General features: G+C 64.2%; 15 protein-coding genes. 9 read left to right on the plus strand and 6 right to left on the minus strand.

Translation table 11 applies throughout. From position 1 onward, the window contains the following. Positions 1-24 precede the first annotated feature (24 nt). Complete coding sequence (locus tag MUB52_RS19735; protein WP_263845868.1) at positions 25-1,101, plus strand: efflux RND transporter periplasmic adaptor subunit; 1,077 nt, start codon at positions 25-27, stop codon at positions 1,099-1,101. A gap of 3 nt (positions 1,102-1,104) precedes the next feature. Then, a complete protein-coding gene (locus MUB52_RS19740; protein ID WP_263845869.1) occupies positions 1,105-4,227 on the plus strand; it encodes an efflux RND transporter permease subunit in 3,123 nt (1,040 codons plus the stop codon). 28 nt (positions 4,228-4,255) lie between these two features. On the opposite strand, the gene MUB52_RS19745 is transcribed toward MUB52_RS19740, so the two are convergent. Then, a complete protein-coding gene (locus tag MUB52_RS19745; RefSeq protein ID WP_263845870.1) occupies positions 4,256-5,047 on the minus strand; it encodes a ChbG/HpnK family deacetylase in 792 nt (263 codons plus the stop codon). Positions 5,048-5,274: 227 nt separating this feature from the next. On the opposite strand from MUB52_RS19745, the gene MUB52_RS19750 reads away from it, so the two are divergent. Genes MUB52_RS19750 through MUB52_RS19760 form a run of 3 tightly spaced genes read left to right on the plus strand, consistent with a single transcriptional unit; the run spans position 5,275 to position 9,567 of the window. Next, complete coding sequence (locus tag MUB52_RS19750) at positions 5,275-7,467, plus strand: peptidase domain-containing ABC transporter (RefSeq protein ID WP_263845871.1); 2,193 nt, start codon at positions 5,275-5,277, stop codon at positions 7,465-7,467. Then, on the plus strand, positions 7,460-8,842 hold the full coding sequence (locus tag MUB52_RS19755; protein WP_263845872.1) for an HlyD family type I secretion periplasmic adaptor subunit: 1,383 nt from the start codon (positions 7,460-7,462) through the stop codon (positions 8,840-8,842). Before MUB52_RS19750 ends, MUB52_RS19755 begins: the two co-directional genes overlap by 8 nt. Next, positions 8,842-9,567 carry a GNAT family N-acetyltransferase gene (locus tag MUB52_RS19760; RefSeq protein WP_263845873.1) on the plus strand — a complete coding sequence of 242 codons (726 nt, stop codon included), beginning with the start codon at positions 8,842-8,844 and terminating at the stop codon, positions 9,565-9,567. Before MUB52_RS19755 ends, MUB52_RS19760 begins: the two co-directional genes overlap by 1 nt. Positions 9,568-10,065: 498 nt before the next feature. Here MUB52_RS19760 and MUB52_RS19765 read toward each other — a convergent pair whose 3' ends face one another. Both MUB52_RS19765 and MUB52_RS19770 read right to left on the minus strand, forming a co-directional pair. Continuing rightward, positions 10,066-10,245 (minus strand): hypothetical protein, encoded by a 180-nt coding sequence (locus tag MUB52_RS19765; protein WP_263845874.1) that lies wholly within the window; start codon positions 10,243-10,245, stop codon positions 10,066-10,068. Between the two features lie 90 nt (positions 10,246-10,335). Beyond that, positions 10,336-10,536: a hypothetical protein gene (locus tag MUB52_RS19770; RefSeq protein WP_263845875.1), complete on the minus strand. Its 201-nt coding sequence runs from the start codon at positions 10,534-10,536 to the stop codon at positions 10,336-10,338. 106 nt (positions 10,537-10,642) lie between these two features. Between MUB52_RS19770 and MUB52_RS19775 the strand changes: the two genes are divergently transcribed. The 4 genes from MUB52_RS19775 to MUB52_RS19790 are packed head-to-tail and all read left to right on the plus strand — an operon-like array spanning position 10,643 to position 13,561. Continuing rightward, the gene (locus tag MUB52_RS19775) at positions 10,643-12,052 is read left to right on the plus strand and encodes a hypothetical protein (RefSeq protein ID WP_263845876.1); all 1,410 of its coding nucleotides are present in this window, start codon (positions 10,643-10,645) and stop codon (positions 12,050-12,052) included. Between the two features lie 50 nt (positions 12,053-12,102). Further along, positions 12,103-12,681 carry a hypothetical protein gene (locus MUB52_RS19780; protein WP_263845877.1) on the plus strand — a complete coding sequence of 193 codons (579 nt, stop codon included), beginning with the start codon at positions 12,103-12,105 and terminating at the stop codon, positions 12,679-12,681. Continuing rightward, a complete protein-coding gene (locus MUB52_RS19785; RefSeq protein WP_263845878.1) occupies positions 12,681-13,277 on the plus strand; it encodes a hypothetical protein in 597 nt (198 codons plus the stop codon). Before MUB52_RS19780 ends, MUB52_RS19785 begins: the two co-directional genes overlap by 1 nt. Then, on the plus strand, positions 13,277-13,561 hold the full coding sequence (locus MUB52_RS19790; protein ID WP_263845879.1) for a hypothetical protein: 285 nt from the start codon (positions 13,277-13,279) through the stop codon (positions 13,559-13,561). Before MUB52_RS19785 ends, MUB52_RS19790 begins: the two co-directional genes overlap by 1 nt. Here MUB52_RS19790 and MUB52_RS19795 read toward each other — a convergent pair. The 3 genes from MUB52_RS19795 to MUB52_RS19805 form a co-directional block, all read right to left on the minus strand. Further along, complete coding sequence (locus tag MUB52_RS19795; protein WP_263845880.1) at positions 13,558-14,316, minus strand: phosphoribosylaminoimidazolesuccinocarboxamide synthase; 759 nt, start codon at positions 14,314-14,316, stop codon at positions 13,558-13,560. The two genes, MUB52_RS19790 and MUB52_RS19795, sit on opposite strands and share 4 nt — an antisense overlap. A gap of 148 nt (positions 14,317-14,464) precedes the next feature. After that, positions 14,465-15,679: a peptide antibiotic transporter SbmA gene (sbmA, locus tag MUB52_RS19800; RefSeq protein ID WP_263845881.1), complete on the minus strand. Its 1,215-nt coding sequence runs from the start codon at positions 15,677-15,679 to the stop codon at positions 14,465-14,467. A gap of 11 nt (positions 15,680-15,690) precedes the next feature. Then, a complete protein-coding gene (locus MUB52_RS19805) occupies positions 15,691-16,440 on the minus strand; it encodes a HugZ family pyridoxamine 5'-phosphate oxidase (protein WP_263845882.1) in 750 nt (249 codons plus the stop codon). Between the last annotated feature and the right edge of the window lie 173 nt (positions 16,441-16,613).

Here is a 16,613-nt window from a genome sequence, read left to right on the forward strand (position 1 = left end):
TAACAATGATAGGGATGCCCGGTGATGAGACAAGCTTGGTCCAAAATCTTTCTGATTGCCATGGCGATTGCAGTGGCTCTGCCCACGTCGGCGCAGCAGGGCGCGGGCGAGGCCGAAGATGCGCAGGCCCTCTACGTCCAGACCATCGTGGTCCCTTCGCGACCGCAGACCGTCGTTCGGCAATTCTTCGGTGAGGTGGCAGCACGTGAAACCGTCGATCTCTCGTTCGAGGTTGCGGGGTATCTGTCGTTCCTCGAAGCGCGGGAAGGCACGGAGGTTGCAAAGGGTACGCTGCTTGCGGAACTGGATCTGGCACCGTTCGAACGCGCGGTTGAGCGCGCAGAGCTATCCCTGGCGCAGGCCGAACGTGACTTGCAGCGGGCGCAGACCCTGGCGGCGCGAAACGTCAACTCTGACGTGCAGGCCGAGAATGCCGAGACGGCCCGCGACCTCGCCGATGTCGCGCTGCAGGAAGCGCGCGAGGCGCTGGCAGACGCGCAGATCCACGCACCGTTCGACGCACTTGTGGCGGATCGGATCGGCACCGCTTTCACCACCGTCGAGCCCGGACAGCGGATTTTGCGGCTGCACAACATGTCCGAAACTCGGGTCGAGTTCGACTTGCCCGAACGGCTGCTCGCCACAATAGACGATCCCGCGAAGGTGCGCTTCGAAGGGCGTCTGGCCGGCCGGGATGAGCCGATCCCCCTTGTGTTTCGCGAATTCCGCGTCGAAACGGGTCAGGTCGGACAGAGCTACACCATGTCTCTGGCCGCAACTCCCTCAGCGGGGCTGTCGCTCCTGCCGGGCCGCACCCTCGTCGTCCGCGCGACCCTGAAGCAGCCGCCCGACGGCATTCCTTTACCGGCGACGGCCATTGTTACCCGGTCAGATGGCACCCATGCCGTCATCGCCGTCGTGCCGACCGATGCGGGGCTCCGCGCGCGGAGCATCCCGGTCGATGTGGAGTCCGCGAACGGGACGGAGTTCATTGTGAAAGACCTCGCACCGGGCACCGAAATCGTGGCCGTCGGCGCCCATCTGATCCAGGATGGCCAACCCCTGAAACGCTATGCCGGTCTGACGGTGGAAGGGTCGTAAGCCATGCAGATCGCGCGTCTCTCCATTGAACGGCCGATCTACACCTGGCTGCTCATCCTCTTTTGCCTCTTCGGCGGAGCCGCCGGGTATCTTAGCGTCGGCAAGCTGGAAGACCCGGTCTTCACCCTCAAGTCGGCGTTGATCGTCACGCCCTATCCCGGCGCGACCGCGGCGGAGGTGGCGATTGAGGTCTCGGAGATTCTCGAGGCGGAGATCCAACAGATGGACGAGGTGGACTTCATCACCTCGAACAATACGCCGGGCCTGTCGGTGATCGAGGTCACCATCAAGGACATCTATGACGGCACCGAGTTGCCGCAGGTCTGGGACGATATGCGCGACAGGGTGGCTGATGCCAGCGGCAACCTGCCCTCCGGCGCGTTGGCGCCGCAAGTGAATGACAGCTTCGGCGACGTCTACGGGTTGCTCTACGCGGTTAGCGCGCCCGGTTATGACGACGCAACCATCTGGGATATTGCCACTTTTCTCCGGCGCGAAGTGTTGACGGTCGATGGTGTGGCCAATGCCGAGGTGCTCGGCCTGCCCGAGGAAGCCATCTTTGTCGAACCCTCAAGCGAAACTCTGACAGCGCTCGGTGTGCCACCGGATGTGATTGTCGGGGCGGTCTCGTCGGCGGATCGGATCGTGGCAACCGGCACAGCCGACAATGCGCGCCAGGACGTACAGATCACGGCGCCCGCGCCGGACGACAGCCTGCGCGAGATCAGCGCGCTGACCTTCGGGTTTCAGGGGGACGTGCTCAATCTGACCGATGTGGCCGAGGTCACCCGGTCCCGTGTCGATGCACCGCGTCAGATCATCCGGCACAACGGGGTCGAGGCGTTCACCATCGGTGTGGCAGGCCTGACCTCAGAAAACATCGTGACCGTCGGTCAGCGTGTCGAAGAGCGGCTGGCAGAGATCACACCGCTGCTGCCTGTCGGTGTGACCCTTGCACCAATCTACGAGCAGCACCGCGTCGTCGATGAAGCGAGTTTGTCCTTCCTCACCAGCCTCGCCATGTCTGTCGGCGTCGTCATTGGTGTGCTTGCGCTCTTCATGGGCTGGCGCGCCGCTGTGGTGGTGGGCGGTTCGCTGCTGCTGACCGTCAGTTTCACCTTCTTCTTCATGTACCTCTTCGACATCAAGGTCGAACGCATCAGCCTCGGTGCGCTGATCATCGCCATGGGCATGCTGGTGGACAACGCCATCGTCGTCGCCGAAGGGATGCAGGTGCAGATGCGCCGCGGACGCAAGGCCGTCGAGGCTGCGGCCGAGGTGGCGCGACGCACGCAGATCCCGCTGCTCGGGGCTACGATCATCGGGATCATGGCCTTTGCGGGTATCGGTCTCAGCCCGGACAGCTCGGGCGAGTTTCTCTTCTCGCTTTTTGCGGTCATTGGAATTTCCCTCCTGCTGTCGTGGCTGCTGGCCGTCACGGCCACACCGCTGCTCGCCAGCTATTTGTTTCGGACCGAGACGGACCAAGCCAGCCGCGATCCGTATGACACCCTCTTCTTTCGTGGCTATGGCGCGGTCGTGCGCGGCGCCCTGCGGCTGCGATGGCTGGTGATCGTCGGGCTCATCGGTGCGACGGTTGCGGGTGTCGGCGCCATGGGGCTGGTCAAGCAACAGTTCTTCCCGCCCGCAACGACACCGCTCGTCTATCTCAACTACAAGGCGGCACAAGGTACGTCGATCCGCGCGGCCAGCGCCGATCTTGCCGTGCTGGAAGACTGGCTCATGAAACAGCCGTCGGTTGAAGCGGTCACGGCCACCGTCGGGGCGAGCATGACGCGGTACTTGCTCACCTACACGCCGGAAGATCCGGCACCGTCCTATGGTCAGTTGATCATTCGCGTGGGGGATCACGCGGATATCCCGGCGCTCCGCGATGCGTTGACCGCCTTTGCCAGCGCGACGGTGCCCTGGGCCGAGACCCGCGTTCAGCAGATCATCTACGGTCCTCCGGTGGGTGCCGATGTGGAGGTGCGTCTTTCCGGGCCCGACCCGGCTCAGCTGCGCGCGCTGGCCGCCGAGGCGCAGAGGATCTTCGAGACCGAAACTGACCTTCTGGTGACCGAACGGACGGACTGGCGCGAGCCGGAGCTGACCGTGCAGCCGGTCTTTGCGACGGACCGCGCGCAGGCGCTGGGGATAGACAAGGCCGATGTGGCGCAGGCAATCGCGCTGGCGACAGACGGGCTGCGGGTCGGGACCTTCCGCGAGAACGACAGGCAGGTGCCGATCATCATCCGCACCCCGCGGGCCGAGCAGGCTGGCGTGGAGTATCTGCTGGATCAGCCGATTTATGCGCCGACCCCGGGCACCTACACCCATCTGGGCCAGGTCGTCGACGGGTTTGACGTGATCGCGCGCGACACGTTGATCCAACGCCGTGACCGGGCCCCCACGATCAGTGTTCAAGCCTTCACCGTGCCCGATGTGCTGCCGCCGCAGGCCTTTGCCGACGTGCGCAGTGCCATCGAGGCGCTGCCGCTGCCGCCCGGATATCGCATGGAATGGGGCGGGGAGTTCGAGAGCGCAAGCACGGCGCAGGCCAGTCTCGGACGCCAGATGCCACTGGCCTTCGGAACGATGCTGCTGATCACCATCCTGCTCTTCGGCAGGCTGCGTCAGACCGCGGTGATCTGGACCGTCGTGCCCATGGCCGTGACGGGCGTGGGGCTTGGGTTACTGCTGACGGGTCTGCCCTTCAGCTTCACCGCGCTGCTGGGCCTGCTCAGCCTCTCGGGCATGCTGATCAAGAACGCGATCGTTCTGGTCGAGGAGATCGACGCACAAAAGCAGGAGGAAGGCCTGCCGCAGTCCCAGGCCATTGTAACGGCCTCGGTCAGCCGTCTGCGTCCCGTGGTCCTTGCGGCGGCGACAACAATTCTTGGCATGGTACCCCTGCTCGGTGATGCGTTCTTTGCCTCGATGGCGGTGTCGATCATGGCGGGCCTTGGATTTGCGTCGATCCTCACGTTGATTGGCGTTCCCGCGCTGTATCATACCTATCTGCGCAAGGAGCGCCGGGCCGAACATCCGTCGACTTCGACGGCTGGGCCTGCCGATACGGCGCCCCGGTCCAAGAAGTCCGACCTGCGCGTCGCGGCCGAGTAGGTCTCAGGCGATCCGCGCCGCGGTGTGATCAGAGATCGCGGTAGCAGATGAGCTCGATCCCGAGTTGCTCGACGGTTGCGCGCAACTCGGGGTGTGTCAGTGTCTCCAGACAGGTCAACCGATCCGCCTGCACATCTTCATACCCCGGATGCCCGACGTCCGTCATTTCGGTGCTTTCTGCCGCCGGGTGGTCGATGAAGATATAGGTTCCCGGCGTCAGCTTGCGCAGCGTCTCGATGAAGGCGGCAACGCGGCTGGCGGTGACGCGCGGTTGCGCCGGATAGCCTGCGATGCGCGGCAGACCGTAACCAAAGGCATCATCGGCAAGGCCGAACTTGGTACAGAGCGCTGCGATGATCTCGCCAAGCCTCGGGTCGAGATCGCGCAGATGCCGGATCATATGGCTACTGACATGCGAGGCCTGCGGGAACATCGTGACGCCTTGCGCGATCTGCGCATGCAGCTCGCCCACCAACTCATCGATATCCCATGCGTTCTCGGCAAGGCTGCGTCGGGTGTCACCCGCCCGCAGAGTCAGCAGCGGCTGGAAGTGGCCCGTCTCGTCGACGAGCGTCGGTGCAGGGGTGAGGGGCCGCCATTTCACTGCATCCCACTCGCTTGTCAGCGTCAGGTGCAGCCCGATGTCGATCTGCGGATGCGCGCGGAAGAGCTTGGCCGCATGGGTAATCCAAGGGCAGGGCATCATCACCTCGACGCTGCGCGCGATACCGTCGGTGCACGCCCGCAGGCAGCCGAGGTTCGAGGCCCAGGTCGAGCCTGCGTCATCGGCTCGTACGAGCAACCGGATGTCTTGGCCCATGTCAGGCGCCCCCTCATCTCACCCGCCAGACAAAGCACATCGGCGCCGCGCTGTCAGGCGCAAGGGCTGCCATGGATGGTCGCAGGGGCAAGCGCCGATCCGCGCATCGACCATGCGCATCGGCATGTTTCGGCGAATGGCAGGGCGAGTGAGTTGCCGAAGGTCGCGCGGGCGGTACCCTTGGCAGCGCCCAGTATTTTCTGGGCGCCCTGGGGATTTGGTTGATCATGGCACGCTCTGACATCGACCTGCGCGCGTTGGATCATCTGGTCGAGATTGCGCGGTATCACGGGGTGCAGATCGACCGGCAGCGGCTGATCCATGACTATTCGATCTCCGAGGCAGCGCTGAGCGAGATGCGGTTTCTGCGGATCGCGCAGGACCTGAAGCTGGATGTGGCGGCGAAGCGGCTGAGCTGGCAGAAGTTGCGCGGGCTGGGCCATGCCTATCCGGCGTTGCTGGCGCTGAAATCCGGCGAGACCTTTCTGGCCTCGGGCTTCGAGGTGGACCCGGAGACCGGGCAGGAGGCGCTGCTGGTGGTGCGTAAAGACGCGGCCACGAACCAGTATCTGCACGAGCCGGTGCTGCTGAGCGACCTCAAGGACGGGTGGAGCGGGACGGTGTACCTCTTTCGGCCGGCGCGGGCGGACCCGGACGAAGACGGCACATTTAACCTCGGCTGGTTCGTGCGCGAGGCGGCGCGGCAGAAGAGGATCTTTGCCGAGATCATCGTGATCGCCCTGATGATCCATGTGACCGCCCTGGCGGTGCCGCTGTTCTTTCAGATCACGGTGGACAAGGTGCTGGTGCACGAGAGCTTCCAGACGTTGAACGTGCTGGCCGTAGCGGTGGTGATCATCCTGCTGTTTCAGGGGGTGTTCAACTTCCTGCGCGACTATCTGCTCGCCTTTGCGACGTCCAAGATCGACATGCGCACGGCCACGCGGACCTTCGGGCATCTGGTGCGGCTGCCGCTGTCGTTCTTTCACAGGGCGACGGCGGGGGTGCTGACGAAACACATGCAGCAGACCGACGAAATCCGCCAGTTCCTGACCGGTAACGTTCTGGAAACACTGCTCGATTCCACGGCGCTCTTGGTGTTCCTGCCGCTGCTGTTTCTCTATTCCTGGCAGCTAGGGCTGGTGGTGCTGGGCTTTTCGGTGCTGATTGCGCTGGTGATCGCGGGCATGCTGCGCCCGCTCTACAGCGCGCTGACGCGGCTCTATGCGGCCGAGGGTGAGCGGCAGTCGCTGCTGGTCGAGAGCATTCACGGCATTTCCACCATCAAGAGCCTGGCGCTGGAGCCGCGGCGCAACCGGGTGTGGGACACCAGCTCGGCCCAGTCGGTGCGCACCCATTTCCGCGTCAACAAGCTCGGCACGATTGCCGAGAGCACGGTGGAGACGCTGGAGCAGCTGATGGCGGTCGCGGTGCTGTTTCTGGGCGCGCATATGGTGTTTCAGGGTGAGTTGACCGTGGGCAAGCTGATCGCCTTCAACATGCTCTCGGGCTATGTGAGCCAGCCGCTGATCAAGATCGTGCGGATGATCCACGAGTATCAGCGCGCGCGGCTGGCGGTGAAAATGCTGGGCACCATCATGAACGCGCGTCCCGAGACCGGCAGCCAGTCGCAGGCGGCGACACCGCAGATCACCGGCGAGATCCGCTTCGAGGACGTGCGATTCTTCTATGACGGCGCGGAGCGCCCGGCGCTGACGGATGTGTCGTTCCGGATCCGCGAGGGCGAGGTGATCGGGATCGTCGGTGAGAGCGGCTCGGGCAAGTCGACGCTGGCGCGGCTGGTGCAGGGGCTCTATGCGCCGAATGACGGGCGGATCGTGCTCAACGGCACGGATATCCGGGAAATTGATCTGGCACATCTGCGGCAATCGGTGGGGATCGTGCTACAGGAGAACTTCCTGTTCCGCGGCTCGGTGCGCGAGAACATAGCCCTGACCCATGCCTCGGCCTCTCTGGAGGATGTGAAGCGCGCGGCCCGACTGGCGGGCGCCGCAGGCTTTGTCGAGGAGATGCCCGCGGGCTATGACACGATGCTGGAGGAGAACGCCACGAACCTCTCGGGCGGGCAGCGTCAGCGGCTGGCGATTGCGCGGGCGCTGTTGCGCGATCCGCGGCTCCTGATCTTCGACGAGGCGACCTCGGCGCTCGACGTGGAATCGGAGACGATCATCCAAGACAACCTCGCTCAGATCGCCGATGGGCGCACCATGCTGATCATCGCGCACCGGCTGTCGACGCTGCACATGGCGGAGCGGATCATGGTCATGAACAAGGGGCGGATCGAGGCTTTTGCCTCGCGCGAAGCACTGCTGGACACGGGCGGTCCGGACTTCTCGCCCACGTTCCAGCGTATGTGCGACATCCAGATGCGCAACGCGATGGGGGTGGTGGATGCGTGACGGCTTCGGATATCGCCGCACGGCGGAGCTGGCCCGGCAAGAGGGCCGCCCGCGTGAGGCTGTGGACCGCCGCGCGCTCGACTTCCAGCCCGATGCGGTGGAGGTCGAGCTGCGCCGGGTGCCGATGGCAGCGCGGGTGGCGCTTTATGCGATCCTATCGATGATCGCGGCGGCGCTGCTCTGGGCCTGGTGGGCGGAGATTGACCGGACAGTCACGGCGCGCGGCAAGCTGGTGAGCCAGTCGCGCACCATCGTGAAGCAGCCCTACCGCCCGTCCGTGATCCGGACGCTGGATGTGCGGGCGGGCGACGTGGTGCAGAAAGGCGATATCATCGCCTCGCTCGACCCCACGCTGACGGAAGCCGATCAGGGGCAGTTGCAGGCACGGGCGGCTTTGCTGAGCGCGGAGCTGGCACGGCTGGAGGCGGAAAGTGCGGGAGAAAGGTTTGCGCCGGAGGTAGCGGGGCGCGACGCGGTGGCGCAGCAGGCGGCGCTCTTTCAGACGCGTGAGCTGGAGAAGGCGGCGGCGCTCGAGGGGTTTGCAGCGCGGCTGAAGACACTCGACTCGCAGGCGGCGGTGGCGGCGGCGCAGGAGGCGCAGATCGTCGCCTCCCTGACGCTTGCAGAGACCAAGCTGGAGACGGCCGCACGGCTGGTGGCGCGCAATGCGGGCTCGCAGATCACCCAGCAGGAGGCGGAGACGGAGGTCGAGAAGCTGCGCGCGCAGCAGCGCGAGAAGATCGTGGAAGCGGAGGGCTATCGCCGCCAGCAGCGCGTCGTGGAGAACGAGCGGCTGCAGTACCTCTCGTCCCGCGCAACGGAGATCGAAGACCGGCGGCTCGAGGTGAAAAACGATCTTGAGCAGCTGCAATTCGAGATTCGGAAGGCCAACCGCGTGGCCGAATTCGATGCGTTTTACGCAGAAACCGACGGGGTGATCATGGATGTGACCCAGAAATCCGTGGGCTCGGTGGTGGAAACGGCGGAGGTGCTGTTCACGCTGGTGCCCACGGACGAGGGGCTCGATATCGAGCTGGAGCTGAGCGCGGAGGACATCGGCTGGGTGCATCTGGGCCAGGCGGTGCGCGCCAAGCTCGACCCCTTTCCGTTTCAGCGCCACGGCACGCTGCGCGGCGAGCTGACCTCCATCAGCCCCGATGCCTTCCAGCGCGAGATGAACGGGCGCACGGAGGTCTATTACCGGGTGCGCGTGGCCATCACCGAGAACCAGCTGCGCAACCTGCCTGACGGGTTCCGGCTGGTGCCGGGCATCACAACGACGGCAGAGATCCGCATCGGGGACCGCACGGTGCTGTCCTACCTGACGGACCCGTTTCACCGCGCGCTGGATGAGAGCCTGAGGGAGCCGAACTGATGCGGCGCATACGGCCCAATCTGATCACGGGTGGTGCGCCTGCCGTACTTCAGGAGGCCGTTGCGGCGCGGGAAGCGAACCTTCTTGGCCGGCACGGGTCCGCTCATGCCGAAGACGCCTACATCGCCACCGCCCAACCCGGCGATCTGGTGGTACCGACGGAGGCTTTGTCCGAGCAGACGCGGGCCGCTCTGGCAGCGGAGCAGGGCGACGAGCCGGTGGTTGGCCTGGGTGGCGAGCTCGAGCTGGGCGCGCAGGGCTTTGCCGATGGTCTGGGGGTGGCTGAACCCGGAGATATGGCCGCTTTGCTTGCGCTCTGCCGGGCGATGCATGGCGAGACCGCGTACCGCGACATCCCCTTTTCAGAAGATGCAATGCAGACGCATATCGCGATGTATCTCGGCGCCCCGGCGACCCATCGCGTCTTTGTGCACAAGCGGAAGGGCCAGCTGCAAGGCGCGCTCTTTGGCCACGTGAGCCCTTACTTCTTCTCTGACGCCCGCATCGCCAATGACGATCTCTTCTACGTCTATCCAGCAGAGCGCAGCCTGAGCCTTGCGCGCAAGCTGATCCGGGCCTTCGAGGTCTGGGTAATGACCTGCAATGTGCATGAGATTTGCCTCTCCGTTTCCACTGGCCTGAGCGGAGATCGGGCAGAAAAACTGCTGAACAGGCAAGGTTTCGCTCGCGTTGGTGCGATCTTCAAAAAGCGACCCGTGGCATAAACCGAGAGTGCTAGACCGGAGTGGGGAATATTTAATGTGGAGTGAATGTGTGATGATGACAGCGCGTGACGCAACGGGGTTTCCGATCCATGTGAAGTTTGGCGAACGTATCCTGCGGGGCGGCAAGCTGTCGCCGCAGTTGCGCGCCGCCTTGGCCGCCGATCTGGAGCGTGATCTGGCGGAAATCACCGTGGGCAGCCCGCTGGCGCTGCGCAATCCGTCCTCGGGTCTCGACGCCTTCTGCGGGAGCGGCTCACGATCAAGTTCCTCGCCCTCCTCCTCCTCCTCGTCCTCGGGCAGCCTGTCGCGGGCTGCAGCCTCGCGCTACACGTCCTCGATGTCGACGACCCCGTCGACCACCAGCTCGGCCAGCACCGGGAGCCTGTCTCGCGCGCAGGCGTCGCGCTATACGTCCTCGATGTCGACCAGCCCGTCGTCGACACCCACACGGACCTCCTCTTCGAGCCCGAGCAGCCTGTCGCGATCCACGGCATCTCGCTATACATCCGCGGGTGCGACAACCACGACGAGCAGCCCATCGACCAGGTCCAGCCCCAGCAGCCTGTCGCGGTCGTCGGCGTCCCGATATACCTCGTCGATGGCGACCAGCCCGTCCTCGACCACCACAAGCCGCTCCAGCACGACACGCTCGTCACCGTCGACCTCGACGCGCACCACCAGTGCTTCGCGCAGCCGGTCCCACTCGTCGGGCGGGGACGACTCCTATCGATCGACACCGGCCAGCCTGACCCGATCTACCGCGTCGCGCTACACCTCGTCGATGCGCACCACCCCGAGCAGGTCGGACCGCGACAGCAGGCCAAGCCGCCCGACATCGCGGCCCACACCCGCGGCGCAGACGACAACGACACCCGCGAGCAGTCCGACGCCCTCGTCCAGCACGGTGACGCGTGCAAACGCCTCACGGTTCACATCCTCCCGGCAAACGACACCGGATCGCGCAAGCACACCATCCTCCAGCCGCCAGACACCGGTCACCCGCTCGACGGCATCGCGCTATACATCGGCGCTGAGCCCCTCGGGAACCGGATCGTCTTCGAGGACGCCGTCAGCGGTGACGCGGACCAATGCCTCGCGGTTCACCTCGTCCTTGCAAACAAGCCCGACGCAAAGCCGCGCGAGCTACCCGTCACGCGCGGCACCGTCTGAAAACTATGCGGCCCGCTATGCCGCGGACCAGCAGCGCCGGCAGGCGGCCAATCGCGCAGGTCTGGAGCTGGCCTATGAGATGACAGGGCAGCCAGGGCCGACGGTGAACGCGGCGAATGTGGCCGGCTACATGGCGTCCTACGCAGGGGCGGGGCTGACGGCGCAAGGCGTGCGCAACTACATGCAGAACCGCAGCACGCCGACCGTCGTGCGCAACAACCGCTACGGCACGGCATTTCAGAACCGCGGCTTGAGCGGCCCCTTTCCGCAGCGCAAATTCACCACCAACTACAGCAACAGCCTGCCGCGCGGGGCGACGGGGGCCACGGGCTTCTTCCCGGATCGCTTCTCCCCGACAGCCACAAACCCGAATATGCTGGACCTGTTCGACCGCAAGGCGGTGGCGAACGTCACGATGACCCCGCAGCTGCGCAACTATGCAAGCTCCTTGCAGGGCGGCGCCACGATGGTGCGAACCGGGCAGCCGTTCGGGGTTAATTCGGTAACCTTTGAGTTGGGGCGTCCGCGCTTGGGCAACACCACGGTGGTGCAGCCGCCCGCGACTCAGCAAGGGTTCAACTTCGTCGACAGCCGCGGGCGTCCGTTGAGCCCGGCGACATCCGGGCCGAACGCGGGCTCGATTGTTGTCAACCATGGGCCAAACTGGTCGGCAGTTGGCAATCAGGCACTGCGTTGGGGCGGGCGTGCTCTTGTCGTGGCGGACCCGCTGGTGCATGGCGTCGTGGCAGGCACCAACACGCCGGCCTCAGCCCCATGGCATGAGCGTTGGACCGCGGGCATCACCGCCGCTGCGCAGCGTGCGGACAACGTGGTGGTGGCGGGCGGCTCAGGCGTTGCGGCCGGAACTTTGACAGTGGGCACGGGCCCCGGTGCCTTTGCCATCGGTGCCGGCACGGCGGTGGCCGCCGGCACCGCCTATGAGGACACGGCGGTGGACCGCTGGGTGGACCGCCAGGTAGCCCGGGCCGAGCCTGTGATTGGCGCGACGCTCCGTGGTGTAGACACCGGCGCGCGGTATGTCGGGCGCACGGCCACGCAGGCTGCGGACTACGTTGCAAACTCCTACGTCGGGCAACGCGCGTCAGATGCTGCGTCCGCGGTGTCGTCGGGGTGGAACTCTCTGACCTCCTCGGTTGGCAACCTCTTCAGCCGGCCCGCGCAGCCCGCCGAGGTCTGGTCGGGATCGCGCAGCCCTTTGCGCAGCGGCTCGCTGACAGCGCCGACACCACTTGCGACGCCGAGCGAAACCCGGACGTCCTCCAGCGGCGGGCTGCGCGGGTTGCTGGGACTTTAGCGGCGATCTCATGGGCACGGGGCTCACAACGACGTCGGGGAGCACGGCCCATGAGCGTTGAGGCCCCCGAATACTACCTGATCGATTTCGACTGGGACCCTCACCTGCAGTGGTCCCTGAGCCCTGAGGCAGCGGAGGCCGTCCTTGACACGTGGGTCGCGCAGATGCCGGAGCGTGCCGGCAAGCTGATGCATTTTCTTGGCACGGAGGGTTTTATCCGCTCGCCTGAGCGATTCGATGCGGATGAATTGGACAATCTGGAAAGCTTCATCATCAATCACTGCGATCTCTATCAACACCCGAAGGATCAAGAGTATTATCTGACCGATTTCAGTTTCGAGATTTGCAAGGACACGGCAGCGCTGATCGGATCGCTGTGTCAGGACCGGGTGCCGGAGCTGAAGTGGTCGTTGAACCGAGACTGGAACAGCGGGACGATGTACCAGTCCATAGGCATGAGCTCGGTCATCGACGGGGATCACATCCCGCTTCTGCCGCTGGTCTGTGATTTCGGCCGCGAAGCGCTTCGGACCAAACGGAAATTCCTCGGTGCCTTCCGACGGCAGAGGCGTGGGTTTCTGACCAAGATGTTGCTGTTGATCAGCTATGAGCAGGAGGCGCAAGCGTGATGCCGGACGCGCGCACATCGGCAGGCAAGGTGCCCGAATACTACCTGATCGATTTCGACTGGGACGGCTATACGCAATGGACTTTGCGGCCTGATGAAGCTGATGCCCTGCTGGAGACCTGGGTCGCGCAGATTCAGGAGCGTGCGGGTAAGCTGATGCATTTTCTCGGCGCCGAGGGGTTCACCCGCACCCGCGAGCGCTTCGATTCCGATGAATTGGACAATCTGGAGCGATTCATCGTCAACCATTGCGACCTCTATCAGCACCCGAAAGATCAGGAATACTATCTGACGGACTTCAGCTTTGAGATCTGCAAGGATACGGCTGCGCTGATCGGATCGCTCTGTCAGGACAGGGTGCCCGAGCTGAAGTGGTCTTTGAACACGGATCGTAACAGCGGGATGATGTACCAGTCGATTGGAATGCAGTCGGTGATCGATGGGGATCACATTCCGCTTCTGCATCTGGTCTGCGAGTTTGCAGAGGAAGCCTTGCGGAAGCGGCAGAAATTCCTCGGCGCCTTCCGCAAGCAGCGGCGGGGATTTCTGGTAAAGCTGCTGCTGCTGGTCGGCTATGAGCAGGAGGTGCAGGCGTGATGTTCGACCGTTTCGTTCGGTGGATCTTGCGGCCTCTCCCCAGACTCGTCATGGGGACCCTCCTCAGCATCATGTGGGTCGTCAACATCTGGCTGACCGGTCCGGAACTGGACATGATCCTGGTGCTGATCATCATGATCCTGGGGACGATCTATGCGGGCCTGGAGTGGCGCGGGCACCCGGGCATTCCTCCACGCGAGCAAAGAGAAATCTCGCCCTGGCTTTTGGCTTTCATCGGGGGCGCTTTGGGTCTCGCCGCGCTGTTCGCCGTTTTGGGAGGCTAATGCGCCTTCTGACGGGCCAGCACTGCGCTTGCGGAATCGAGATCGAAGCGGCGCAGGATCTCGTTGTAACCGCGCAGCCCGTCTCCTCCACCCTCGAAGGCGAGGCGGTGATCCAATAAGTCGCCGCCACGCATATCGCGCAGGCACATCACATCGGGGCTGAGCTCGGAGACCAGCATGATCATCGGCAAAGGACTGTCCGAGGCGTAATGTACGCCGAACTCCATCCTGATGTTTTCGACCTGGACACCGATGCCGAAGAAGGCGCCGGTCAGCAAGTCGTTGATCCGAAGGGCGAGATCGACGACCCCGCCGATGTCTTCCGGATCGATCAGGTTGAAGGCAAGCAGATGGCTTTCCGAGACCCGTGTGGGCCGTTTGCCGGCGCTGTCGGGACGCACGAAGAACTCCACCAGCGGCGGCATCAGCTGGTGACCTTGGTTGAGCCCGAACTCCGAAACAAGATCGCCCGTCGCGCAGTTGCACGCCCGCAGATCGAAGGGCAGTTGCACCGTTTCGAAGACCGCCTGTGTCGCCGGACCACCACGCCCTGCGAAATGTGTGTTGATACCGTTCTGGCGGAGAAACTGGTGCAGGTGCACGGATATAGCGGTTGCGATCGGCGCTTTGCCCGGCAGCGTCCTGCGTTCGAGCGCTGGGTAGCTGACAACCTGATCTGAGGTTTCTACAACCGGACCATCAGCCTGTGCCGAAAAGACCCGGATGTCATCCAGCTCGATTTGGTCGTCGGGCATAACTGCTTGTCCCCTACCGTCCCTCGTATCTCGAGGGTTAGGGGCCCGGCCCTCACCCGACAAGCCTTGCGCTCGAACGCCCTCGCATACGGCGGATTGCAGCGCAAAGGCGTGTGTGCCCTCGCTGTGCTGAACGTCTCGCATCAAGTTATCCGGCGGCGGGTTTCTCCGCCTCGAACTCGATTGCGGCCTGGGTGTCTCCGGCAATCGCGCGCTCGAAGGCGGAGAGCCGTTTGTAGATCGACATCAGCTCGACGATGGTGGTCCAGGACATCACGAGGAACTGGAAGGAGTTCTCCACCCGCTGGAAGGCCCGAAGGATCTGCTGCATCACGCCAAGGGTCACGCCCGCGCTGATGATCGTGGGCCCAAGCGCGATATAGGGCAGGATCACCCCGGCCTGCAGGTAGGAATACCGCACAACGTTGAAATAGAGATAGTTGAGGTACAGCCGGAAGTAGTTCTTTCGGACATTCGAGAAGAGCTCGGTCAGCGTCGGCGGGCGCGCACGCTCTTCGTTGTCCTCACCCAGCACCAACTCCTTGCGGAAGGCCGCCTCGACCCGCTGGTTGCGGAATTCGAGCCCGGGCAGGCGCCAGCCCGCCAGCCCCAGGAGCGTGGTCCCGACGACCGACCACAGGATGGCGACGAAAACCAGCGCCTGCGGAACCTCACCCACGACCGGCAGTTCGGTCACATAAGAGGATAGTCCCCAGAGGATCGGCAGGAAGGCCAGCAGGGTCATGACCGCATCGATAAAGCGTGATCCCAGCGACTCCATGATCCGTGCAAAGAGCATCGTGTCTTCCTGGATGCGCTGCGAGGCGCCCTCGATATGGCGGATCTTGGGCCACATGGCGACGTAGTAGTCATTCATCGCCGTGCGCCACCGGAAGACGTAGTGCGAGGTGAAGAAGGCCACCACCACGGCAGTGATGATGAAGACCATCGCGATCTTCAGGAAGGTGGCCAGTTGACCGTAGTAGTCGGCCGCGCTCACCGCCTCTGGGTCGGCCAGCGCCTGCTGCACGGTGTCGTAGAAGGTGCCGAACCAGGCGTTGATCATCACGTCCAGTTGCACCTGGAACCAGGTGGCAAAGACGATCAACGCCGACCCCGCAACGGACCATTTGGCCCAGCGGTGATTGGACTGGCGCAGCCAGTAGAGCACGAAAGCGCCATAGGACAGAGCGGTGTACTCATAGAGCCAGACCCGGTTCGGATCCCATCCGAAAAGCCCGGCAATCCCCAACGGGTCCTCCCAGTCGCTGAACTCGATATGCCATAGGGCGATACAGATCATCGACCAGATCACCGCCGTGAGGAGGAACTTCTTGGGGTTCGGGAAGAAGGAGTGAAACATGATGCGATGCTCTATCTGGATGTGGAGGCGCGGGCGGCTTTCGCCATATCGACCAGGCGGGGGCGCAGGTCGTCGGCAGAGGTCAGGGGCGGATCGAACCAGACCCGCGCGACGCTGTCGGAGGAAATCAGGTCGAGACCTTCGAGGTCGATGCAGGCAAGCTGCCATTTGCTGCCGGCCTGCCCGGCGTGCTCCCGCGCGTAGAGCGCGATGGCGTCCGCATGGTCTTCGTTCATATGAGCCACGGCGCCCTGCTCCATGGCGTCGAGCGCGGGATCTGTCGGCGCGCAGAGATCTTCGGGGGTGAGCTGGTAGGCCTTGCCGAAGCCGCCATTGAACGACGCGCCTTCGATCTGAAGCCGCCAGAAGGCGAAGTCACCAAAATCAGCATAGAGCGCGGCTTTCGGGTGCCGAGCCAGGAACCGGGCGCGCAGCAAAGCTCGGCTTTCGTCGGCGATGCGCTGGGCGCGGCCGAAAACGGTGATCCGCGGATGCGCAAGCGGGTCGCCCTTGCCAGGTTCGCCCAGCAGCACCGAGGCGCGCGGGTCGGCTTCGAGCGCGCCGAAATGGCCGGACAGCTGCGAGATCAGAAACAGGGGCTGCCCTGCACTGTCCGTGGCCACCGAGATCCGGCTGGCCATGGGGATGCCGGAGGCCGGGTCGAGTGTCGCAAGTGCTGCGTGCCGCGCGCTGCGCAGGAAGGTCTTGGCGGTGCGCCTGACCGCCGCATCAACCGGCTGAAGCACGTTCTTTTCCGTCACGCGACCTCCGGCAACGACCCTCTGACATCGGGACTGTCGCAGGTCTGCCCGAACTCGTAAAGCGGCGAGGTCGCACGTGATGGTGATTGGGGGCCAATCGAAGGCGAACGCCGGATCGGGCGGCAGAGCTGCGGCCCTCGCGACGCATACTGGTTTCGTTGGGAACCAACAAA

Origin of the sequence: Roseobacter sinensis (genome assembly GCF_025755255.1) — a bacterium.
Lineage (GTDB): Bacteria > Pseudomonadota > Alphaproteobacteria > Rhodobacterales > Rhodobacteraceae > Roseobacter > Roseobacter sinensis.